Consider the following 21,737-nt stretch of genomic DNA (forward strand, 5'->3'; position numbering starts at 1 on the left):
CGACAGCCGGCAAACTGCTCAGAACTTGGACAGGATCTGGGTGTTCCACCACAGGTCGAGCTTGTCGAGGGTGTCGATGTCGCCCGGCCTGCGCAGCACGCCGATCGTGAGCGTGCGCGAGTCGACCCACCAGACCTCGGCCTTGCCCTCGGCGAGGAAGCACGTCGTGAACTCACCGGGCAGCGGTCCCGAGGTGGAGCGGTAGTAGAGCGCGTAGTGGATCGGGTCGGACTTGGGCCGGCACCCGCCGCGGTCGTCCATGCGCGGGATGCCCCGCGCGGTCACCAGTCCGATGAAGAACGCGTTCTGCGCGGCCTGGTCGGCGAACAGCCGGAACTCCGCCTCGTCCGGCTGCGCCAGCCGCCCGTCGTAGGCGGCGTTCGCGGTGGTGCACCGGACCGCGGCGACCGCACCGCTGTCCGGCTCCTTGCGCACGCACGAGTTCGCCGTGCGGTACACGGTGGGCAGCGCGGCCAGCAGGGCGTCGTCCTGCGGCGTCCGGGTCGTGGTGGTGGTCGTCGGCGTGGCCGAGGTGGTCGTGCTCGTCGTGGTGCTGGTCGGGGTGGTGCTGGACGAGCCGGACCCGAGGGTGCGGTCCCCGTTGGCGATGATCAGCGCCGTCGCGACGATGCCCACCACGACCGCGAGCGTGCCGCCGACGAGCGCGGCCCGTTTGGCTGGTGAGGTGCGCCGGGGCGGCTGGCCGGTGAACGGTTGGGGGCCGGTGGAGGGGAACGGCGGAGCGGCGGGGGTGGTCGCGCGGGGGAACTGGGGCTGGCCGGGGTGTTGGGCCCAGTGGTGAGCGGCGGGGAGGCCGGGAGTGGCTTGGCTGGCCGGTGGGGTCATGGGCGCGGGCTGCCCGGCCGGTGGGGTCGGGTGCGCGGCGAGGGCGCCGGGCGGAGTGGGGTGAGCCGGTGCCGGGCCGCCGGACATTGCGCCGCGACCGACCGCACCGCCGTGGCCAGCGGGCCTGGGCGGCGTGCCCTGGGCCGGAGCGGGCAACCCGGCGGGTGGTGTGCCGTGGCCGCCGGGCGCGTTTGGGACCGGAGCGGGCAACCCAGCCGGCGGCGTGCCATGCCCGGCGGGCGCGCTTGGAGCCGGAACGGGTAGCCCACCAGGCGGCGTGCCGTGACCGGCGGGCGCACCTGGGACCGAGGCGGGCAACCCACCAGGCGGCGTGCCATGCCCGGGAGCTGCGGCGAACCCGCCCGCGGGCGTTCCGTGACCGCCCGGCGCCCCGATCCTCGGAGCCGTCAACGCCCGCGCTGCCGCCTGCGCCAGCTCCCCCGCCGTCGCGTACCGGTCGGCGGGGTCCTTCGCCATGCCCTTCGCGATGACGTCGTCCAGCGCAGGCGGCACGGCCGGGTTCAGCGGCGAGGCCTTGGGCGGGGCCTCCTTCATGTGCGCCCAGATCTGGGCGGCGGTGCCGTCCGCGGTGAACGGGCGGCGGCCGGACAGGCACGCGAACAGGACGCAGGCCAGGGCGTACACGTCGGCACGGCCGTCGACCGGGCCGCTCTCGAAGCGTTCCGGGGCCATGTAGTCGAGGGTGCCGACCACCGAACCGGAGGCGGTCAGGCCCGTCACGGACGGGGAGGCGCTGCGGGCGATGCCGAAGTCCACCAGGTAGACGAAGTCGCCGGAGGTCACGAGGACGTTCGACGGCTTCACGTCGCGGTGCACGAGGCCGTCGGCGTGGGCGGCGTCGAGGGCGCTCGCGACCTGTTCGACGATGCGGACGGCGCGGGCCGGTTCGAGGGTGCCCTGGTCGATGACGTCGGACAGGTCGGCGCCCTCGACCAGGCGCATGTCGAGGTAGAGGCGGTCGTCGATCTCGCCGTAGGCGTGGATGGGGATGACGTGCGGCTCGCGCAGCCGGGCCACGATCTGCGCCTCGCGGCGGAAGCGGGCGCGGAACTCCTGGTCGTCGTGGTAGCCGGGCGACAGGCGCTTGAGCGCGACGAACCGGTCGTGCGCCGTGTCGTAGGCCCGGTGCACCTCGCCCATTCCGCCGCGACCGAGCAGCTGCTCGATGCGGTACGGCCCGAACGTCTCTTCCGTCATCGTCCCCGTGTTCCCGAGCGCCTTGTCCGTCCGAGTCGACGCGCGCAGACCGCTGCGGGTTCCGCCGACCGCAGCAGCCTAATCGGCGCCCGGCGGGCCTGGACGCCGATCGGGTGATCACGGTGTCGTCAGGCGCACCAGGAACCCGTCGTGGTCGGTGTGGCTCAGGCCGTACCTGGCGGTGCTGACGAACGCGTGGTCGCCGGAGAACACCACGTGCTGCACGTCGCCGTCGCCCTTGCGGACGTGGCCGGGCGGAACGCAGTTCTGCGCGTTCTCCGGGTCGGACGGGTCGTGCTCGAGGTTGAAGTCGCCGCCGACGACCGTCCGGCCACTCAGCCCCTCCGCCGACCGGATGGCCGGGACCACGTCGAACAGCAGCGCCCGGCACTGCGCGAGCGCGACCGGTTCACTGCTCGCCGACAGGTGGGTCGTGCACGCGAGGTGGTTGCCGACGGCGTAGGCGCAGGCGTAGGTCCGCTGCTCGTTGCCGCCGTCCTGGCTCGCGTACCGGCCGGTGTACGTCCGCACGCCCTGATGACCGGCTGCCGCGACCCGGCCGAGCACCGCGTTGCCGTAGTCCTGGCCGTTGGTGCACTTCACCGGCGTGCCGGTGTCCCGTCGCAGCGCCGGGGCGAACACCTGGTAGACCACGTCGCCCGGCCACGCCTGCGTCATCGCCGCCACGAGGTGGCCCGGGAGGTCGCCGGCGCAGATCTCGTTGAGCGTCACCAGGTTCGGCCGCACCCGCCGGATGAGGTCGGCGGCCTCGGGGACCGCGCGGCCCTGCGCGTAGCAGCCGGCCACCCCGCTGTTGCACAGGTTGAGCTGCAACGCCCAGAACCGTTCCGCGGCCGCCGCCGGCACCGCCGTCGCCAGCACCACCACGAGCGCCGCCAGCACGGCCGAAACCCTCGCCCCCATCGGTTCCCCTCCGGTCGTCAGCGGCGCGCGATCTCCTCGACCACCGTGCGCGCCGCGGTCGCCGGACGCCCCAGCAGCTCTTCGAGCGCCGGGTCGGTGACCGCGAACTGGCCGGCCCGCGCCGCGCGGAACATGCCGAGGGTGAACTCTGCCAGCCCTTCCGGCGTGCCGTGGCCGATCACAGTTGCCTTCCACTCCTCGTCGTCGACGACGACCCGCCTGATGGTCCGCCCGGTGACCTCGCTCAGAACCCTTGCCACGTCGGCGAAGTCGAGCAGGCCGGGTGCGGTGAGCGGCGGGCTCGCGCCGTCGAAGAGACCGGGCTTCGTCACCGCGGCGGCGTCCGCCTCGGCGAGGTCGGCGTGCGCCGTCCACGAGAACGGCCCGTCCGCGGGCAGGCGGAGCTCACCGGTCCGCAGCGCATCGGGTACGTAGTGCTCCAGCGTGCTGACGTAGAAGCCGTGCCGCAGCGCCGTGTGCGGGACGTCCTGCTGCGCCAGGTGTTCCTCGACCGCCGCGTGCTGCCGTCCCGGGTCGAACAACGAGTCCGGCGAGGCCGCCTGGTGACTCGTGTAGAGCACCCGAGACGCTCCCGCGCGCACGGCCGCGTCGACCGCCGCACGGCTCGCCTGAGCCGCCTGGGGCCCGCGGATCGCGGCCGAGACGAGCAGCACCTGGTCCGCACCCTCGAACGCGCGGTCCAGCGTCGCGGGCTCGGTGAAGTCGCCCGCGCGAACCCGCACGCCCCGCGCGGCGAGGTCCGCCGCCTTCCCGGGGTCGCGCACGCTCACGCCGACGATCCCGGCGGGAACGCGCTCCAGCAGCTCCTCGACGACCTGGCGGCCGAGCCGTCCGGTCGCCCCGGTGACGATGATCATGAAAGCCTCCCTGAACCAGTGATTCACAATCACGCTATCACTGATTCGGATCGGCGATAGCTCGATGCTGATATCGTTGATCCATGACGGAGACCGGCGCCGACGCTCGCGTGAAGATCGTCACCGCGGCCGCCCACCTGCTGCGCACCGGCGGCGCCAAGGCCGTGACGACCCGCGCCGTCGCCCAGGAGGCAGGCGTCCCGGCACCGACGATCTTCCGGCTGTTCGGCGACAAGGACGGCCTGCTGGAGGCGGTCGCGGAACAGCTGATGGCCGACCACGTCACCGAGAAGTCCGCCAGAGCCCAGGCGGAGGACGGCGACCCGGTCGAGGACCTGCGCGCCGCCTGGCGCACCCACCTCGCCTTCAGCCTCTCCCACCCCGATGTGTTCCTGCTGCTGACCGGCCCCGGCCGCCGGCACTCCCCCGCCGCCACCGGCGGCACCGAGGTGCTGCGGGCCCGGATCACGCGGCTGGCGGCGGCGGGACTGCTGAACGTGTCCGTCGCACGCGCGGTGGACCTCGTCCACGCCGCGGGCAGCGGGGCCGTGCTCGCGCTGCTGGGCAAGCCGGAGGACCAGCGCGATCCTCAGCTCGCCGACGTGCTGCTGGAGGCGGTGCTCTGCCAGGTCCTCACCACAGCACCGGCGCCGCCCGCGGCCGATCCGCTGGCGCTCGTGCTGGCGTTCGAGGAGGCGCTGCCGGAGCTGCCGGCGCTCAGCGACGGGGAGCGCACGTTGCTCACCGAGTGGTTGTCCCGCACCACGACCGCGCTGCAGGACCAACGGAGACGCTGATCCACAACAGGCTCCGTTCACTCGATAGGTTGATCATCACCAGTCGACCTCTCGCACCAGGAGCCCTCCGTTGACCGCCCGTGCCCGTTTGCGCGTCCTGGTCGACGCGCCGTGGTTCACCAGAGTGATCACCGCCGTCATCCTGATCAACGCGGTCACGCTCGGTCTGGAGACCTCGCCCCAGCTCCTGGCCGACCACGGCACCGTGCTGCACGCGGTCGACCGGGTGGCGCTGGCGGTGTTCGTGGTCGAGCTCGCCCTGCGGTTCGCCGCGTACGGCGGGGAGTTCTTCCGCGACCCGTGGAACTGGTTCGACACAGTGGTTGTGGGCGTCACGCTGCTGCCGGCCACCGGCACGTTCTCGGTGCTGCGGGCGCTGCGGGTGTTGCGCGTGCTGCGGCTGGTGTCGGTGGTGCCGAGCATGCGGCGGGTGGTGTCCGCGCTGCTCACGGCGTTGCCGGGGATGGCGTCGATCACCGCGTTGCTGGCGCTGGTGCTCTACGTGTCGGCGGTGATCGCCACGAAGCTGTTCAGCGCGGTGGCGCCGGAGTACTTCGGTGACCTCGGGGACTCGCTGTTCACGCTGTTCCAGGTGATGACCGGGGAGGCCTGGTCGGAGGTCGCGCGCACCGTCATGGCGGAGAAGCCGTTCGCGTGGGTCTTCTTCGTCGGCTACCTGGTGGTCACGACGTTCACCGTGCTCAACCTGTTCATCGCCGTGGCGGTCAGCGCCATGCAGACGCAGATGACCGAGGAGCACGACCGCGAGGAGATGGCCGCGACGCTGCAGATCCTCGACGAGGTGCGGTCGCTGCGGGCCGAGCTGGCGGCGATGCGCGACCGCGTGCCGGGCTGAGGCGGACGAACGGCGGGCGACCCCCTGCAGGGCCGCCCGCCGTGTCGTTCGATCAGGTCACTCCTCGCCGAACGCGAAGTCCCCGCCGTCGTCCTCGAAGACCTCCTCGACGACCTCGCCCAGCACCATGCCGCCGACCACACCGGCCGCACCGGCGGCGATCATGCCGCCCATGCCCGGCCCGCTGCGGTGACCGTGCTGGCCGTGGTGGCCGTGGTGCCCGTGCTGGTCGTAGCCGTACTGGCCGGGGTGCGGCTGGCCGTACCCCGGCTGGCCGCCGTAACCCGGCTGACCGCCATAACCCGGCTGGCCGCCATAGCCCGGCTGACCGCCGAACGCCGGGTTGCCGCCGAACGGCATGCCGCCGTGGCCGCGATCGGAGATCTGCGACAGCCACCCGTTGATCGCCGACGCCCAGTCGGCGACCTGCGCCTCCTGGTGCGACATCCGGAAGTGGCCGAACGCGTCACCGCCGGAGGAGAACATGCCGCCGCGCTTGTCGGCCTCCAGCACGACGTACAGCTCGTGCGGGGAAGCGACGAAGGTCAGCTCGACCTCCTGGATGCGGCCCGCGAACTGGGCCGGCGGGAAGAACTCGATCTCCTGGTAGAACCCGAGCTCCTGGTGCACGCCGTGGATGCGGCCGGCCTCGACGTCCGCGCTGCGGAACGAGAAACCCAGCTGCCCGAAGGCGTTCAGCACCGCGTCCTGCGACGGCAGCGGGCCCACGTGGACCGGGTCGAGGTCGCCCTTGTCCGGCGCGCCCGCGATGACGAGCTCGGTGCGCACACCGACGGTCATGCGCGGCAGCGGCTGACCGCCGACCGCGGTGATCGGCGTCTCCCACGGCAGCGGCAGCTGGAACGGGATCGAGACCGGCTGACCGGCGGGCACGCGCACACCCTGCTGCACCACCAGCCGGAAGAACTCGGACACACCGGCGTACTCGTGGTCACCGTGCTCGACCTCGACGCGCGTGACCAGCGACAGCACGACCTGGCCGATCTCGGCGTCCGCGCTGCCACCCTGGATGCGCACCTGGCCCGTGACCACCTGGCCGGGTGTGGCGTACGGCGAGTCGAGCACTGTGTCGACGGACGGGCCACCGACACCGAAGGCGCTCAGCATCCGCTTGAACATGGACAGTCTCCTCCTGCGGGGACTAGGTGAGGATCAGTTCGAACGCACTGCTGCGCGCGGTGCGTCGGTCTCGTCGTCGAACTCGCCGATCAGTTCTTCGAGCAGGTCTTCCAGTGCGGCGATGCCGACCACGGCCTCGTCGGCGCCGGCCACCAGCGCGAGCTGGGCGCGGTCGGCGCGCATCGCCGTCACCGCGGCCGCCACCGGCATCCCCTGCGCCAACGTCAGCACAGGGCCCATCAGCTCCCGCGCGGTGGGATCGGCCCCACCGGCGGTCGCCCTCATGGCCTCGCGGATGTGCACCAGGCCCACGTAGGCGCCGCGCTCGTCCCTCACCGGGAAGCGCGACCGTCCACAGCGGAGGCTGGCGCGCTCGACGTCGCGCGCCGACGTCAGCTCGGTCACCGTCGAGACGTCCGCGATCGGCACCATCACCTCGCGCAGCGTCGTCTTCTGCACCTGCAGCATCCGGGTGAGCAGCCGCTGCTGGTTCTCCGGGATGAGGCCGTGCTCGGCGGACTGGCGCACCAGCAGCCGCAGGTCGTCCGGGCGGTGTGCCTGGGCGAGCTCGTCCTGCGGTTCCACCTTCAGCAGGCGCAGCAGGGCGTTCGTCGTGCCGTTCAGTCCACTCAGGACCCAGCGGACCGAGTGGGCGAACGCGCGGAACGGCACGGCCAGCAGCAGCGCCGACCGCTCCGGGTGGGCGATGGCCCACGACTTGGGCGCCATCTCGCCGACGACCATGTGCAGGAACACCACCAGCACGAGGCTGATCGTGAACGCGATGCCGTACGCCACGGCGTCGGGCATCCCGGTCAGCTGCAGCAGCGGGTCGAGCAGGTCCGTCACCGCGGGCTTGGCCAGCGCACCCAGGCCGAGCGTGCACAGCGTGATGCCGAGCTGTGCGCCGGCGAGCATGAGCGACAGCTCGCGGACACCGGCCACGGCGGCACGTGCGGCGCGGGAGGTCTCCGCCTCCTGCTCCAGCCGGTGCCGCTTCGCCGCGATGAGCGCGAACTCGGCGGCGACGAAGAACGCGTTGGCCGCCAGCAGCACCAGCGACACGAGCAGGGACCAGGTCGTGCTCATCGGGCCTCCTCCCGCTGTGCGGTGCGCGCCGTGAGCACCACGGTGTCCGGCACGTTGCGCGCCACCGCGGCGACCAGCAGGGTCACCTCGCCGAGCTCGATCTCGTCACCGGCCTCCGCCGTGCGGCCGAGCTGGTGCAGCACCAGGCCCGACACCGTGTCGTAGGAGTCGTGCGCGGGCAGCGGCACGTCGGTGGCGTCCTCCACCTCGTCCAGCCGCATGCGGCCGGGCACCTGCCAGCGGCGGTCGCCGAGGGGTTCGATCGCGTCCTCGACGATGTCGTCCTCGTCGTGGATCTCACCGACGAGCTCCTCCGCCAGGTCCTCCAGCGAGACGACGCCGGCGAACCCGCCGAACTCGTCGACCACGCAGGCGAGCTGGCGGCGCTCGGTGCGCAGCCGCTCCAGGACCGCGGGCAGCGGCAGCGTCGTGGGCACCACGAGCGCCGACGACGCGATGTCACCGATCGGCGTGTGCGGCCGCTGCTCCGGCGCGAGGGTCAGCACCTCGGCCAGGCCCACGACACCGCGCAGGTCGTCCAGGTCGGTGCCGGTCACCGGGAACCGCGAGTGCCCCGTGGCGAGCAGCTCGACCACGCGGGCGGCGGGCTCGTCGGCCCGCACCGAGTGGACGTTCACGCGCGGCGTCATGGCCTGCTCGGCCACCAGCTCGCGGAAGTCGAGACCGCGGTCGAGCAGCCGGGCCAGCTCCGGTTCGAGGTGGCCCTGCTCCTGCGCGTCCCCGACGATCTGCTTGAGGTCCTCGGGCGTGGCGCCCTGCGGCAGCTCCTCCACCGGCTCGATGCCGAGGGAGCGCAGCAGCTTGTTCGCCGTCGCGTCGAACAACCGGATCACCGGACCGGCGATCTTGAGGTACACCAGCGTGGACGAGGCCAGCCACGTCGCCAGCGCCTCCGGCTTGGCGATCGCGAGGTTCTTCGGCAGCAGCTCGCCGAGCACCATCTGCACGGCGGTGGCGAAGATCAGCGCCACGGCCATGGCCAGCGGCACGCCCACGGACTCGGGCAGTCCCAGCACGGTCGCCAGACCCGTGCCGAGCAGCGGCTCGGCCACGTACCCGACGAGCAGCGCCGTCACCGTGATGCCGAACTGCGCGCCCGACAACATGAACGACAGCTTCTGGGTCACCCGGTAGGCGCGCTCGGCGGCCTTGTCGCCCGCCTCGGCCATCTGCTGCAACCGGCCCCGGTCGACCGCCATGTAGGCGAACTCCTGGGCGACGAAGTAGCCGGTGGCGGCGGTCAGCGCCACGATCACCAGCAGGCCGGAGAAGATCAACATGTCGCACCCGCGACACGGAAGGGAGAGGTTCGCCGGGCTCGCCCCGGCGCAGTACTGCAGCCGTCTACATCGGCTTCGGAAGGCATGCTTCACAGTAGCACGTGACACTGTACGGTTGTGAGGACGAGGAGGTGTGCGTGTCCGAGGCCCTGCTGAAGATCGGAGAGCTGGCCGCCCGCGCCGGCGTGAGCATCCGCACCGTCGACTACTACACGACCCTGGGTCTCATCAGCCCAGCTCAGCGCACCGCGGGCAACTACCGGCTGTACTCCCCCGCCGACGTCGACCGCATCCACCTGGTGCAGCGCCTGGAGGTGCACGGCCTGCCCCTGGAGGAGATCGGCACTGCACTGCAGGCGCGGACCGGCGACGTCACGCTGCTGCTCGACCGCATCGACACCGACCTGCGGGTGCTGCAGGAGGCCGCGGACAGCGCGTCGCCGGAGATGCAGGGCCTGCTCGCGGTGATCGCGACGCGGGTGCACAACCTGATCACGATCGCGTTGCAGCTGCCGCCGGACCTGCCACTGCCGTGAGCGGTTCCCTGACACGGGACGGCGGTGCCGTCCCGTGTCAGGGCGGTCAGGCCTGGAGTTCCGGAGCGACCCAGTAGTGGCTGTCGCGCCACGTCTCGGTCGGGAACCCGTCGTCGTAGCTGTACACGCCGGCGTGCGCGGGCAGCACGAACGGCGCGCGCACGACCGTTGCCGGGAACGTCTCGGTGCTCGCGCGGTACAGGCCGTGGCGCGAGGTGAACGAGGCGACGTACTCCACCCCCGACACCACCGGCACCGGCGTGGCGAACGCGTCGGCGTACGCGCCGGTGACGGCCTGGTCGGCGAGCAGCGTGCCGTCACCGCGCCACAACCGCACGCGGCTGGCCCGGTCGTGGTTCCACGACGTGACGACATGGCTGACGATCGTGTGGAACGCCTGTTCGACACCGGTCTCGCCGCCCAGCGGCACGGTGGCGGTGCGGTACCCGTCGCGCCAGGTCTGGCCGCCGTCGACCGGGACCTGGAAGTCCCGCAGCGTGTCGGACCGGTACCCGTCGTGGCCGCTGTCCGTGGGCGTGCAGAGGTGGGACTGCGGCAGTGTCGGCGTCAGGGGTCCGCTACCGGCTGCGGCGAGCAGAGCAGCGGTCACCGCGCGGACGGCGCAGCACGGTGGTCGGACGCGACCACCCACTCGCGGAACAGCTCGAAGTGCCGGTTCGCCGCCGCGCAGGCGGCCGGGACGTCCTGCGGCGGCAGGACCTGCCCGGCCAGCTCACCGAACCGCCGCAGCCGGCGGCGCGCGTCCCCGTCACCCGCGAAGAACGACACCGGCACCGGGCCGAGTGCGCCGGCGACCCAGCGGGTGATCAGCTGCCCGCCGAGCCGGGCGCCCTCGACGACGTAGAGCGAGCCGACCAGCGCGGGCAGCGACTCGACGTCCGGCGCGGCCGACCGCGGCAGCGACGCGATGCGCGCCGGGCTCCAGCCGGAGTCGCGCAGGTCCGCGGCGAGCAGGTCCGCGCCCGGCAGTACCGACCACGGCAGCCGCTGCGCCGTGACGGCGGCGGCCAGCGCCTCCTCCAGCGGTTCGTGGAAACCGAGGAACGCCGCGAGCACCTCCTCGTAGCGCTCCGGTGAGGTGAGCCGGCCCGACAACCCCAGGTCGTCCTCCAGCGCATGGTGCGCACCGCGGGTTTCTGTGCGCAATCGTGCGAGCAAGTCCACCCGCGCACCCTATTCTCGGGGGTGCGGCGGCCTCCTCGGCGGAACGGAACCTCAAAAGACCCGAACCGCGTCCGAACCCACGACGAACGTCCGGATGGCAGCTCTGCGCACCGACCACGAACTGGAGGCGACGTGTCCACGACGGAAGACGTGCTGCCGGACAGATCCGGCACGCGGCGGACCCTCGCGATCGAGGACGACGTCAGCGAGCTGCGCCGCGCCAGGGACTGGGTGCGCGAGCAGCTCACCGGGCTGACTGCGGACCAGGCGGAGGACGTGGTGCTCGCCGCCGACGAGCTGGTCTCCAACGCGCTGCGGCACGGCGCGGCCCCGCGCACGCTGACCCTGCTGCTGCGACCCGGTTCGCTGCGGTTCGAGGTCGAGGACGGCGAGCCGGCACCGGCCCGGCCGCGTGAGGGCACCACGACGGGTGGCCGCGGGCTGACGCTGGTCGACGCGCTCGCGACGGACTGGGGGCAGCAGCCCACCGGCCGCGGCAAGGTCGTGTGGGCGGAGTTCACCCTCGACTGACGGGGGAACGCGCGGCGACGTCGCGCAGCCGGTCGACGACGGGGTGGCCGTCGGGCCGGAACTTCAGCACGGGTCCCCGGGGTGCGAGCTGCGGCCGGGCGCTGCGCCAGGTGGCGGAACGACCGTCACGTCCACCCTCCAGAAGGGGGACGATGTGCGGGTGCAGGTCCCTCGACCGGGTGGAGGTGGCGAGCAGTGGGTGACGACTGGCTGTTCGGGTTCGGGTCCAACTCGCTGGAAGACCTGGTGGGCAAGCTGTTCGGCGGGCTGGGGCAGCCGCCGTCGGCGACCAGGCGCACCGACCACTTCGGCCGCGACCTCACCGCGGCGGCCCGCGACGGCCTGCTCGACCCGGTGGTCGGCCGCGAGGACGTGATCGAGGAGGTCCTCGAGGTGCTGTCGCGGCGCACCAAGAACAACCCCGTCCTCATCGGCGATCCGGGCGTGGGCAAGACGGCGGTCGTCGAGGGCATCGCGGCGCTGATCGCGAGCGGCGACGTGCCGGCCACGCTGCAGGGCAGGCGGCTGATCTCGCTCGACCTCGCGGGCATGGTCGCCGGGGCGAAGTACCGCGGCGAGTTCGAGGAACGGCTGCAGGGCGTCGTCGAGGAGGTGGCCGCGACGAACCGGATGGTGGTGCTGTTCGTCGACGAGCTGCACACCGTGGTCGGCGCCGGCAGCGCCGAGGGCGCGCCGATGGACGCCGCGACCATGCTGAAACCGGTGCTGACCAGCGGGCGGTTGCAGGTCATCGGCGCCACCACGGCCGAGGACTACCGCCGGTACATCGCGAAGGACGCGGCACTGGAACGCCGGTTCCAGCCGATCCTCGTGCCCGAACCGTCGGTCGAGGAGTCGATCGCCATCCTGCGCGGCCTGCGCCCGCGCTACGAGCTGCACCACGGCGTGCGGATCACCGACGAGGCGGTCGTGGCCGCGGTGGAGCTGTCGGCCCGCTACGTCACCGACCGGTTCCTGCCGGACAAGGCCGTCGACCTGGTGGACCGGGCGGGCGCACGGCTGCGGCTGCGCGAGAAGTCCCCGCTGCCCGCCGACCCGGTGCAGCTCGAACACCGCGTGCGGCGCCTGAAGCGGGACCGCGCCACCGCGCCACCGGAGGAGGCGCTGGCGATCGACGACGAGCTCGACCGCGCCGTCGCCGACCTGGAGGCCGCCCGCGCCGCACTGGCCGACGCCCCGGAGGTGGGCGCGAACGACGTCGCCGAGGTCGTGTCCCGCAGCACCGGCATCCCGGTCGCCCAGCTCACCGAGGCCGAACGCCACCGCCTGCTGCACCTGGAGGACCACCTGCACCGCCGGATCATCGGCCAGGAGGAGGCCGTGGAGGCGGTGGCCGACGCCGTGCGCCAAGGCCGTGCGGGCCTCAAGCACCCGAACCGCCCCATCGGCTCGTTCCTGTTCCTCGGCCCGACCGGCGTGGGCAAGACCGAGGTCGCCCGCGCGCTGGCGGAGGCCTTGTTCGGCTCGCAGGACCGGCTGATCCGCTTCGACATGAGCGAGTTCGCCCAGCAGCACACCGTGACCCGCCTGATCGGCGCACCCCCCGGCTACGTCGGCTACGAGGACGCGGGCCAGCTCACCGGCGCAGTCCGTCGCGTGCCGTACTCGGTGCTGCTGCTCGACGAGATCGAGAAGGCCCACGGCGACGTCTTCAACACCCTGCTGCAGGTGCTCGACGCGGGCCGCCTGACCGACGGTCAGGGCCGCACCGCGAACTTCGCCAACACGGTCATCATCATGACCAGCAACATCGGCGCCGACCAGCTGCTCGCCGCGGCCACCTCGGGCGTGCCGGTCGAGGACCTGCGCGGCCCGCTGCTGGGCACCGTCCGCCGGTACTTCCGCCCGGAGTTCCTCAACCGCCTCGACGAGATCATCCTGTTCCGCGGCCTCGACGCCGGCCAGCTGCGGCAGATCACCGCACTGCTGCTCGACCGCACCCGCGACCGGTTGCGGGAGAAGGACATCACGCTGGAGGTCGACGAGCAGGCCGTGGAGTGGCTCGCGGCCCGCGGGTACGTGCCCGAGTACGGCGCGCGGCCGTTGCGGCGGACCATCGGGCGGGAGCTGGACCGGCGGTTGTCGCGGGCGTTGCTGGCCGGGGAGCTGCGGGAGGGGCAGCACGTCGTGGTGACGGCCGGGGAGGGCGGGCTGGAGCTGACCGTCACCGACCGGCCGGGATGACCGGGTGACCGGGTCGGGCAGTCGCGCGCCGCGATCGGCAACGCCTCCCCGACCGCCGCCTCCACGCTCCGCCGTCCCCTGGCCCGAACGCGTGGCGCTCCCCCGGGGTCACGCCCTGGGCTTGCGCCGGTACTGCGAGCGGGCCCAGGCCCACCCGGCGAGGAGGGCGAACACGAGGATGCCCATCGGGTGCCCGAGCACCAGCGCCGCACCGCCCAGCAGGACGACGGCGATGACGAGGGCCTGGTGGCGGTCCGCCGCGGGCCGGCTGGCGCCCTCCAGCTTCGCCGCGAGCTCCGGGTCCTGCTCGCCGAGGGTGCGCTCGATCTCGCTCAGCGCCGCGCGTTCCCGGTCATCGAGCACTGCGCACCTCCTGCTCGCCGTGCGCCTGGCCGTACGGCACGGCGCTGAGCAGGGTCACCGGCACCGCGGCTCCGCTGGGCGTCCGGTACGTGCGCCGCTCCCCCTGCCGGGCCCCGTTCACCGCCGCCCCGAGCGGTGAGTCCGGTGAGTAGACCTCGACCGCGCCGTGCTCCGCGCCGCGGGCACCGAGCAGGAACGTCTCGGTCTCGCCGGTGTCGTCGAACCGGACGGTGAGGACCATGCCGGGTTCCGCGATGCCGTCGTCGGGCGGGTCCTCGCCGACGATCGCGTTGGTGAGCAGGTCGGTGATCTGGCGGATGCGCGCGGTCCGCTGCTGTTGCGGCACGGGGCTGGTCTCGTCGTCGGACTGCGCGCGCGGTGGGGCGAGCAGGGTCGTGAGCTCGTTGCGGAGCCGGTGGTGCGCCTGCGGCGTCAGCCACACGCGGGGAGTCGTCATCGTTGCTCCAGGGCGAGGAGTAGGGGGGTGTCCGTGTGGGCCGGGTTCGTCAGCCCACGACCCGCACGGACAGGAGGGTGGTCAGTGGTCGCGGCGCAGGGCCTCGAAGTCGTGCGCGTAGTCGGAGGCGACGCGCAGCAGGATGTCGCGCTGCACGCGGAGGAAGTCGTTCTCCTTGCGCAGCCAGGCGAGCTCGGCTCGTTCGCCGTCGGTCAGCGGCGGTTCGGCGGGGTGCATGCGGCGGTCACCGGAGCGGGTCGAACTCGCGCAGCGCGGCGGGTTGCTTGCCGGTGGTGATCTGCTCGGCCAGCAGGCGGCCGGTGACCGGTCCCTGCGCCAGGCCCCACATGCCGTGGCCGCCGGCGACGTACACGCCGGGGACGCGGGTCGCTCCGATCACCGCGCGGCCGTCCGGGGTGACCGGGCGGGGGCCGACCCACACGTCGGTGCGGTCCTCCCACCGCACGCCGTCGAGCAGCGGCCGGGTGGAGGCGATGATCGCGTCCACCCGCGCCTTGTCCAGCGGTGCGTCCGGGTCGCGGAACTCCATGGTGCCCGCGACCCGCAGGCCGTCCCGGTACGGGGTGCAGGCCACGCGCACCTCCGGCAGGTAGATCGGGCCGCGGACGGGTTCGCTCACGGGGACGGTGAACGAGTAGCCGCGGCCGGCGCGGACCTGCGTGCGGACACCGGCCCGTGCGGCGAGGGCGGGCAGCCACGCGCCGGTGGCCAGTACCACCGCGTCGGCGGAGATCGCGGTGCCGTCGCTCGTGTGCACGGAGACACCGGGGCGGACGCCGGTCACCTCGCCGGACCGGATCGTGGCGCCGCGGGCGACCACGGCGCGGCCCAGCGCCCGCACGAACGCGCCGGGGTCGACGAACCGCTGCCCGTCGATGCGCACCCCGGCCGTGAGGGCGGCCGAGGCCTGCGGGAGCTGTTCCCTCAGGTCCGATGTGGACAGAACGGAGTGGGCGACCGGTTGTCCTGCCGCGGCGAGCCGTTCCAGCTCGCGCACCAGACCCTGCGCCTGCCGGGCCGAGGTGAAGGCCGCGGTGAACGGCGCGTCGACGGTCGGCACCGCGACGCCGTTGGCGGTGAGCACGTCGTAGGCCTCGATGCTCTCCTCGTTGAGCGGCAGGTTCGCCTTCGCCACGCGCGTCCACGACGACCAGCGGCAGTGGGCGGCGAACCGCGTGAGGAACGACCACAGCCCGGGGTCGGCGGTGAGCGGGATGTGCAGCGGCGCGGCCGGGTTGAGCAGGGACCGCAGCCCGTAGCGCAGCACCGCCGGTTCGTTCAGCGGGATCGCCAGGCCCGGCGCGATCCACCCCGCGTTGCCCCACGAGGCGCCGGCGGCGACACCGGTCCGGTCGACGACCGTGACCTCGACCCCGCGTTCCTGCAGGAACCACGCCGTGGACAACCCCACGACCCCCGCACCGACCACCACCGCTGAGCGCGGACCGCCGTCAAGGCGCTCGACGCCGTCCATCCCGGGCCTCCTGTCATCGCTTGCCCCCAGGATGGAGTGAGGACAGGCCGATCCGGTTGTCCGATTCCTACAACCGCGGCTCAGCGGTTGTAGGTTTCCGACACCGTGGCGGCGAGGTCGATGAGCATGGCGACCCGCTTGGCCGGGTCGTCCAGGCCGAGGGCCGTCACCTCGCTCATCTTGCGCAGCCGGTTGCGGACGGTGTTGCCGTGCACGCCGAGCCGGTCACCAGCCGCGGCCAGGTCTCCCTGCGCCTCCAGCCACGCGCGCAGCGTCGCGACGTACTCGGTGCCGTGCTCGGCGTCGTGCCTGCGCAGGTCGGCCACCGGTCCGCGCGCGGACGCCCGGCCGACGCGGGCCGCGGCGCGCAGCCGGTGCAGCAGGATCTCGTCCCACGACTCGTCGTAGGCGGGGGCGGGCGTGTCGCCGGTGCGCATCTCGTGCAGGGCAAGGCACTCGTCCGCCTCCTGCCGGGCAGCAGGCAGGTCGGCGGGGCCGGCGACCGCGCTGATGCCCGCCGCCAGGGTGACGTTGTCGGGCAGCGCCGACCGCAGCGCCGCCAGCCAGTCCCGTGCCGCCGCCACCCGCTCGCCCGGCAGGACCGTGTAGATGCTGTTGCCGGTCACCGCGCTGCGCCCCGGCCGCGACCAGCCGAAGCCGGTGGTCGCCTGCTCGAACGCGAGCAGCACGGCCGCGTGCCGCTCGGCGCCGACGTGGGCGCGGACCGCGACCACCCTGGCCGGTCCCGGCGGCAGGCCGAGCTGGCTGATCACCGTCGCCGCGTCCGCCGTGCCCTCCAGCAGCCGGATGACCCACTCCGACTCCACCTGGCGCTCCAGGTCGGCGCTGGCCCGCAGCCGCAGCAGGTGCAGCGCCACGATCCGGGCGCCGTCGGTCAGCGCCGTGCGCTGCGGCCCCCGCAGCGGCGCCGGGCAGGCCACCCAGACCGCACCCAGCAGCTCCCGGCCCACCCTGACCGCGGCCACCATCCGGCCGGTCAGCCCGCGTCCGGGTGCCCCGGCCACGAACAACGGCTCGTCGGACGCCTGCAGGTGCGCCCGCACACCCGCCGCCTCGAACAGCTCCCGCACCCACGCCGGCACCTGCCGGCCCATGATCGTCTCCAGCCGGGCGGCGTCGACCTCCTGCTGCGGTCCCGAGTAGGCCAGCACGCGCGAGAGCTGGTCCTCGATGGTCACCGCACCGCCGGTGGCCGCGGCGAGGCTGTCGGCCAGGGCGAACAGGTCAGTGGGACCACGTCCGGACTCGGTCTCCCTGCCTTCGAGCACCAGCCCGTAGACGACGCCCGCGAGCTGGCTCCACGACAGCGCCGGGTCCGCCAGCATCACCGCGACGCCCTCGGCCTCCCCCACCGCGACGACGTCCGCGAGCAGCTCCTCGCCGCCCCGCAGCAGCACGACGACGGCCCGCGCCGCCACCGCCGCGCGCACCGCTTCCGCGACCGAGCCCGCGCCGACGGCGAGGTACACGTCACCCACCTCGGCGCGCTCGTCCGCGGCGTCGCGCAGCACCACGCCGCGCAGCTCCGCCGACCGCGGCACCGGGCAGCAGCACAGCCGCACCCCGTACCCGCCCAGCACGTTGACCAGCCGGTCCAGTCTCACCACGGCCGTGCTCCCCGTCCCGGCGTCACCGCCGCTTCGGCCAGGGCACGAGCAGCAGCACGCCGGCGGCGGCGCACAGCAGGCCGATCGTCGTCCAGAGCTGCTGCCCGGTCATGAAGCTGCCCTTGAGGTGGCCGAGGCCCTGCGCGGTCCAGACGCCGCCGAGCACGAGCAGCACGACGCCGACCCCGACCACCACTTTTCTGCTCATGCCCGGCAGCCTACCGGCCGGGCGGTCGCCGGCGCTCCACAGTGGACGGACGGGTGGGACACGACCGCGTCGGTCGTTGATCGCGCCCGCCGGAACGGGTGGAGTGGGCGGTGTGGCGACGACGATCGTGAACGCGCGGGTGTTCGACGGCAGGGCGGTGCGGGACTGGACCTCCGTCCGGTTCGCGGAGGGCCTGGTCACCGGCTGCTCGGTGGGCTCGGCCGCGCAGGACGGCGACGAGGTGGTCGACGCGCGGGGCGGGACCGTGCTGCCCGGCCTGATCGACTCGCACGTGCACCTCGTCCCCGGCGCCCTCGCGCAGTCGCTGAACCACGGCGTCACGACCGTGCTCGACATGTTCAGCAAGCCCGACGTCGTGGCCGCGGCCAGGCAGCAGGCCGCCACCCGCACGGACGTGGCCGACGTGCGGTCCTCCGGCATCGGGGCCACCGCACCCGGCGGGCACCCGTCGCCGCTGTACGCGCCGATCCCGACGGTGAGCGCTCCCGGTGAGGCCGAGCGGTTCGTCGCGGACCGGGTCGCGGAGGGCGTGGACCACCTGAAGGTCATCTCCGGGGTCGGTGGCCTCTGGCCGGCGCTGGACTCCGCCACGATCGCCGCCCTGGTCACCGCCGCGCACGCCCGCGGCCTGGTGGTCGTCGGGCACGTGAGCTCGGCGGCCGGGCTCGACCAGCTCGTGTCCGCCGGGGCCGACGTCGTGGCGCACGTGCCCACCGACGACCTGGACGACACCCTCGTCGACCGCATGGCCCTGGCCGGAATCTCCGTCGGCCCCACCCTCGTCACCGCGGAGAACGCCCTGCGCTCCGCGAACCGGGCAGCGGCCACCGTGCGGCGGCTCGCCGAGGCGGGCATCCCCCTGCTGGCGGGGACCGACGCGCCGAACCCCGGCACCGCGTTCGGGCAGGCGCTGCACCGCGAGCTGGAGCTCCTGGTCGGGTGCGGTCTCAGCCCGGCGGAGGCGCTGGCCGCCGCCACGGCCGAGCCGGCACGGGTGTTCGGGCTCGGCGACCGCGGCCGGATCGCACCGGGCCTGCGCGCGGACCTGGTGCTCGTGTCCGGCGACCCGCTGGCCGACATCACCGCGGTCCGCGCGGTCGAACGGGTCTGGCGCGCGGGCGTGCAGTGCGAGCGGCGCCCGTTCGTCCCGGACGCCGCCGAGGCCGAGGAGCTGGCCGCGTTCGACGCGCGGGTCGCCCGCGCCGTGGCTGCCGTGCGCGCACGCAGGCTCGGCTGACCCGAGCCACCGCACTTCACAGGACCGGGCTGAGCCCATCGAGCTGATGGGCCGGCACGTCGAGGTGCTGCGGGCGAGCCGCGGCGGTCCACGCGCCCGGCGGCGACCGGCGGAGCCGTGTCAAGCTGACCACGATCCACCAGGAGAACGCACCGGAGCTCGTCCCCGCCACGGGATGACCCGACCGACCCGGGAGAAGCACCTGATGCCGCGGATTCGCGCCGCCACCATCGAAGAGCACCACGAGATGGTGTGGGCCGACCTCGCCGAGGCGGTGCGGCAGCTGCTGCTCGAACGCGACTACGACTCGATCAACATGGGTCACATCGCGGCCAGGGCGGGACTCGCGCGCAACACCCTCTACAACTACGCCCGCGACAAGAGGGCGCTGGTGCTGGCCCTCGCGCACCGGGCGAGCCTGCCGCTCGCCGGGCAGGTCGCCGAAATCGCCGCGCGGTCGTCCGACCCGGCAGCCGACCGGCTGCGGGAGGTCGTCGAGACGATCCTGGCCGCGTCCACGCAGCACGCGCTGCGGCTGATGTTCCTGCCGAACTCCAGCCCGCTGGTGGCGGAGCTGCCGGACGGACCGGAGAACCCGTTCTCCGTGCTCGTGGCCGAGGTGGTGAACATCGTCGAGGCTGGCGTGGCCGCCGGGGAGTTCCGGCCGGTCGAGGACGTGCGGCTCACCGTCGAGCTGCTGTCGGGGGCGATGCGCGCGGGCATCGACCGGATCACCAGGGGACCGGACGCGTTCGCGGCCACGGTGCGGGCGGCGCAGGAGATCGTGCTCGCCGCGGTGACCCGCACCGGGGACTGATCGACGGGGCCCCGCCGGCTCCGTCCACTGTGCGCAGTCGGCTGCGTCACACCGGCGCCCCTGATCCACTGAGGCCGGGAACTCGGCGAGGGCTTCGTCCGACCGCCTGGGCATGAGGGTGGACAGGGCCGTCGCGGTCGCGTCGGTCGGCTCGGTGGTGTGCGTCGCGGTCGTCGTGCTCTGGGCGGGTGACGTGCACGCCGCCTTGGGCGACAGCGATCCCGGCAGGGCCACGGCGCTGGCGTTCGGCCTCGTGCGCACCGCGGCGAACGCCGCTGCCACGATCACGGTGGGAGCGCTCGTCTTCGGGGCGTTCGTCGTGCCCGCACCGCCGAAGCGCGCCCAGCTGACACCGCACGCCTTCGCCGCCGTGCGCACCGCCGCAACGGCTGCGGCCGTGTGGGCCGGTGCGGCCGCTGCCGCCGTCGTCCTGTCCGCCGCCGACGCGTCCGGGCAGTCCGTCGCGGTCGCGCTGGAGCACCTCGGCGGGCTCGTGGCCGCCACCGAGGAACCCAAGGCGTGGATCGTCTCGGCGGTCGCCGCCGTGGTCGTCGCGGCCGGTGCGCGGGCAACGCTGACGTGGACGACCTCGGTGCTGTGGCTCGGCCCCGCGCTGGCCGGGGTGCTCGCGCCGGTCGTCGCCGGGCACGTCGCCAACGGTGCGTGGCACGACGTCGCCACCAACGCGGTGGTGTGGCACATCCCGGCCGCCGCCGTGTGGGTCGGTTCGCTCGTCGCGCTGCGGGCGTACCTGCGCAGGCCGGGCACCGCTGCGACCGATGTCGTCGTCCGGCGCTACCACCGGCTCACGACGGGCTGCGTGGTCGTGCTCGTCCTCAGCGGCGCGGTGACCGCGGCGGTCCTCATCGGACCGTCCGGGCTCCACACCGGGTACACGGTCCTGTTGCTGCTCAAGCTTTCCCTTTGTGTGGCCGTGCCGCTGCTGCGTGCGCGCTGGGGCCCGCAGCGGCCGCTCGGCACCGAGCTGGTGGTGCTGGGACTCGTGCTCGGCGCCTCGACCGGTCTCACCCACCTCGTGCCGCCCGCGTGGTTCGCCGACCGGCCGTCGCCGCAGGAGACCGTGCTCGGCTACGAGCTGCCCGACCCGCCGAGCCTCGCGGAACTGGTGCTGGGCTGGCGCCTCGACCTGGTGTTCGGCCTGGGCGCGCTGGGGCTGGCTGCGGGGTACGCGGTAGCGGTGCGGAAGCTGCGGCGCCGAGGTGACACCTGGCCCGCCGGGCGGACGGTCGCGTGGCTGCTGGGGTGCGCGGTGGTGCTGGTCGTGACGTCGTCCGGGGTCGGCCGGTACGCGGCGGGGATGTTCAGCACCCACATGGTCGCGCACATGTCGCTGAACATGCTGGCACCGGTGCTGCTCGTGCTGGGCGGACCGGTGACGCTCGCGCTGCGGGTGCTGCCGGCCGGGCCGCGGCAGTGGGTGACGGCGCTGCTGCACTGCCGGGCCACTCGGCTGGTCGCGCACCCCGCGGTGGCCGCGACGGCGTTCGTCGGGTCGTTCTACGTCCTGTACTTCTCGGACCTGTTCGGTGCCGCGATGCGCTTCCACTGGGCGCACCAGCTGATGAACCTGCACTTCCTGGTCACCGGCTGCGTGTTCTTCTGGCTCGTCATCGGCGTCGACCGCGCGCCGCGGGCGTTGCCGCACCTGGCCCGGCTCGGGCTGCTGTTCTCGGTGATGCCGTTCCACGCGTTCTTCGGCGTGGTCCTGATGAACCACCAGACCGTGATCGCCGAGCACTTCTACCGCACCCTCGGCCTGACGTGGCTGCCCGACCTGCTCACCGACCAGCGCCTCGGCGGCGGCATCGCGTGGGCCACCGGGGAGGTGCCGATGCTCGTCGTCGTGCTCGCACTGCTGCGGCAGTGGGCGGTGGCGGACCGGCGGGAGGCGGTGCGGTTCGACCGCGCCACCGACACCGGGCACGACGACCGCTTGGCCGCCTACAACGCGATGCTCGCGGAACTGTCCGGAAGGAAGAACTGA

Annotated in this window: 22 protein-coding genes; 8 read left to right on the forward strand and 14 right to left on the reverse strand. The window is 73.5% G+C overall.

Annotation, left to right across the window (positions count from 1 at the left end):
* Nucleotides 1-18: 18 nt before the first annotated feature.
* From ACZ7CH_RS14185 to ACZ7CH_RS14195, 3 genes are all read right to left on the reverse strand, one after another.
* Nucleotides 19-2,064, reverse strand: coding sequence for a serine/threonine-protein kinase (locus tag ACZ7CH_RS14185; protein ID WP_470374056.1), 2,046 nt, complete (start codon nucleotides 2,062-2,064; stop codon nucleotides 19-21).
* A gap of 117 nt (nucleotides 2,065-2,181) precedes the next feature.
* On the reverse strand, nucleotides 2,182-2,988 hold the full coding sequence (locus ACZ7CH_RS14190; RefSeq protein ID WP_458432433.1) for an endonuclease/exonuclease/phosphatase family protein: 807 nt from the start codon (nucleotides 2,986-2,988) through the stop codon (nucleotides 2,182-2,184).
* A 17-nt stretch (nucleotides 2,989-3,005) separates the two neighbouring features.
* Nucleotides 3,006-3,866 (reverse strand): NmrA family NAD(P)-binding protein, encoded by an 861-nt coding sequence (locus ACZ7CH_RS14195; RefSeq protein WP_470374057.1) that lies wholly within the window; start codon nucleotides 3,864-3,866, stop codon nucleotides 3,006-3,008.
* An 83-nt stretch (nucleotides 3,867-3,949) separates the two neighbouring features.
* Here ACZ7CH_RS14195 and ACZ7CH_RS14200 point away from each other — a divergent pair, with 83 nt between their 5' ends.
* A complete protein-coding gene (locus ACZ7CH_RS14200) occupies nucleotides 3,950-4,663 on the forward strand; it encodes a TetR/AcrR family transcriptional regulator (protein ID WP_470374058.1) in 714 nt (237 codons plus the stop codon).
* A 70-nt stretch (nucleotides 4,664-4,733) separates the two neighbouring features.
* Complete coding sequence (locus ACZ7CH_RS14205; RefSeq protein WP_470374059.1) at nucleotides 4,734-5,519, forward strand: ion transporter; 786 nt, start codon at nucleotides 4,734-4,736, stop codon at nucleotides 5,517-5,519.
* A 57-nt stretch (nucleotides 5,520-5,576) separates the two neighbouring features.
* On the opposite strand, the gene ACZ7CH_RS14210 is transcribed toward ACZ7CH_RS14205, so the two are convergent.
* The 3 genes from ACZ7CH_RS14210 to ACZ7CH_RS14220 are packed head-to-tail and all read right to left on the reverse strand — an operon-like array spanning nucleotide 5,577 to nucleotide 9,049.
* The gene (locus ACZ7CH_RS14210) at nucleotides 5,577-6,659 is read right to left on the reverse strand and encodes a sporulation protein (RefSeq protein WP_470374060.1); all 1,083 of its coding nucleotides are present in this window, start codon (nucleotides 6,657-6,659) and stop codon (nucleotides 5,577-5,579) included.
* A gap of 33 nt (nucleotides 6,660-6,692) precedes the next feature.
* The gene (locus tag ACZ7CH_RS14215) at nucleotides 6,693-7,748 is read right to left on the reverse strand and encodes a hemolysin family protein (protein WP_470374061.1); all 1,056 of its coding nucleotides are present in this window, start codon (nucleotides 7,746-7,748) and stop codon (nucleotides 6,693-6,695) included.
* Complete coding sequence (locus ACZ7CH_RS14220; RefSeq protein WP_470374062.1) at nucleotides 7,745-9,049, reverse strand: hemolysin family protein; 1,305 nt, start codon at nucleotides 9,047-9,049, stop codon at nucleotides 7,745-7,747. The genes ACZ7CH_RS14215 and ACZ7CH_RS14220 overlap by 4 nt, the downstream gene beginning before the upstream one ends.
* A gap of 137 nt (nucleotides 9,050-9,186) precedes the next feature.
* Here ACZ7CH_RS14220 and ACZ7CH_RS14225 point away from each other — a divergent pair, with 137 nt between their 5' ends.
* Nucleotides 9,187-9,585, forward strand: a complete 399-nt coding sequence (locus ACZ7CH_RS14225) for a MerR family transcriptional regulator (protein ID WP_360383876.1) — start codon at nucleotides 9,187-9,189, stop codon at nucleotides 9,583-9,585.
* Between the two features lie 46 nt (nucleotides 9,586-9,631).
* Here ACZ7CH_RS14225 and ACZ7CH_RS14230 read toward each other — a convergent pair whose 3' ends face one another.
* Entirely contained in the window at nucleotides 9,632-10,195 is a 564-nt protein-coding gene (locus ACZ7CH_RS14230) for a DUF4082 domain-containing protein (RefSeq protein ID WP_470374063.1), read from the reverse strand.
* Entirely contained in the window at nucleotides 10,192-10,770 is a 579-nt protein-coding gene (locus tag ACZ7CH_RS14235) for a biliverdin-producing heme oxygenase (protein ID WP_470374064.1), read from the reverse strand. The genes ACZ7CH_RS14230 and ACZ7CH_RS14235 overlap by 4 nt, the downstream gene beginning before the upstream one ends.
* 132 nt (nucleotides 10,771-10,902) lie before the next feature.
* On the opposite strand from ACZ7CH_RS14235, the gene ACZ7CH_RS14240 reads away from it, so the two are divergent.
* Together ACZ7CH_RS14240 and ACZ7CH_RS14245 are read left to right on the forward strand one after the other, a co-directional pair.
* Entirely contained in the window at nucleotides 10,903-11,301 is a 399-nt protein-coding gene (locus tag ACZ7CH_RS14240; protein WP_360383885.1) for an ATP-binding protein, read from the forward strand.
* Between the two features lie 195 nt (nucleotides 11,302-11,496).
* Nucleotides 11,497-13,506, forward strand: coding sequence for an ATP-dependent Clp protease ATP-binding subunit (locus tag ACZ7CH_RS14245; protein ID WP_470374065.1), 2,010 nt, complete (start codon nucleotides 11,497-11,499; stop codon nucleotides 13,504-13,506).
* Between the two features lie 108 nt (nucleotides 13,507-13,614).
* Here ACZ7CH_RS14245 and ACZ7CH_RS14250 read toward each other — a convergent pair whose 3' ends face one another.
* The 6 genes from ACZ7CH_RS14250 to ACZ7CH_RS14275 form a co-directional block, all read right to left on the reverse strand.
* Nucleotides 13,615-13,869 (reverse strand): DUF3040 domain-containing protein, encoded by a 255-nt coding sequence (locus tag ACZ7CH_RS14250; protein WP_470374066.1) that lies wholly within the window; start codon nucleotides 13,867-13,869, stop codon nucleotides 13,615-13,617.
* Entirely contained in the window at nucleotides 13,859-14,326 is a 468-nt protein-coding gene (locus ACZ7CH_RS14255; RefSeq protein ID WP_360383894.1) for a GreA/GreB family elongation factor, read from the reverse strand. Before ACZ7CH_RS14255 ends, ACZ7CH_RS14250 begins: the two co-directional genes overlap by 11 nt.
* 81 nt (nucleotides 14,327-14,407) lie before the next feature.
* Nucleotides 14,408-14,563, reverse strand: a complete 156-nt coding sequence (locus ACZ7CH_RS14260; protein ID WP_360383897.1) for a hypothetical protein — start codon at nucleotides 14,561-14,563, stop codon at nucleotides 14,408-14,410.
* Nucleotides 14,564-14,570: 7 nt separating this feature from the next.
* On the reverse strand, nucleotides 14,571-15,821 hold the full coding sequence (locus ACZ7CH_RS14265; RefSeq protein ID WP_470374067.1) for an NAD(P)/FAD-dependent oxidoreductase: 1,251 nt from the start codon (nucleotides 15,819-15,821) through the stop codon (nucleotides 14,571-14,573).
* Nucleotides 15,822-15,901: 80 nt separating this feature from the next.
* Nucleotides 15,902-17,449: a PucR family transcriptional regulator gene (locus ACZ7CH_RS14270; protein ID WP_360383903.1), complete on the reverse strand. Its 1,548-nt coding sequence runs from the start codon at nucleotides 17,447-17,449 to the stop codon at nucleotides 15,902-15,904.
* A 22-nt stretch (nucleotides 17,450-17,471) separates the two neighbouring features.
* A complete protein-coding gene (locus ACZ7CH_RS14275) occupies nucleotides 17,472-17,657 on the reverse strand; it encodes a hypothetical protein (protein WP_360383906.1) in 186 nt (61 codons plus the stop codon).
* Nucleotides 17,658-17,769: 112 nt separating this feature from the next.
* Between ACZ7CH_RS14275 and ACZ7CH_RS14280 the strand changes: the two genes are divergently transcribed.
* The 3 genes from ACZ7CH_RS14280 to ACZ7CH_RS14290 all read left to right on the forward strand — a co-directional run bounded on the left by ACZ7CH_RS14280 (nucleotide 17,770) and on the right by ACZ7CH_RS14290 (nucleotide 21,737).
* Nucleotides 17,770-18,915, forward strand: a complete 1,146-nt coding sequence (locus tag ACZ7CH_RS14280; RefSeq protein WP_470374068.1) for an amidohydrolase family protein — start codon at nucleotides 17,770-17,772, stop codon at nucleotides 18,913-18,915.
* A gap of 205 nt (nucleotides 18,916-19,120) precedes the next feature.
* The gene (locus tag ACZ7CH_RS14285; RefSeq protein WP_470374069.1) at nucleotides 19,121-19,732 is read left to right on the forward strand and encodes a TetR/AcrR family transcriptional regulator; all 612 of its coding nucleotides are present in this window, start codon (nucleotides 19,121-19,123) and stop codon (nucleotides 19,730-19,732) included.
* Between the two features lie 112 nt (nucleotides 19,733-19,844).
* Nucleotides 19,845-21,737, forward strand: a complete 1,893-nt coding sequence (locus ACZ7CH_RS14290; protein ID WP_470374070.1) for a bifunctional copper resistance protein CopD/cytochrome c oxidase assembly protein — start codon at nucleotides 19,845-19,847, stop codon at nucleotides 21,735-21,737.

Source organism: Lentzea sp. NPDC037011 (assembly GCF_055607425.1).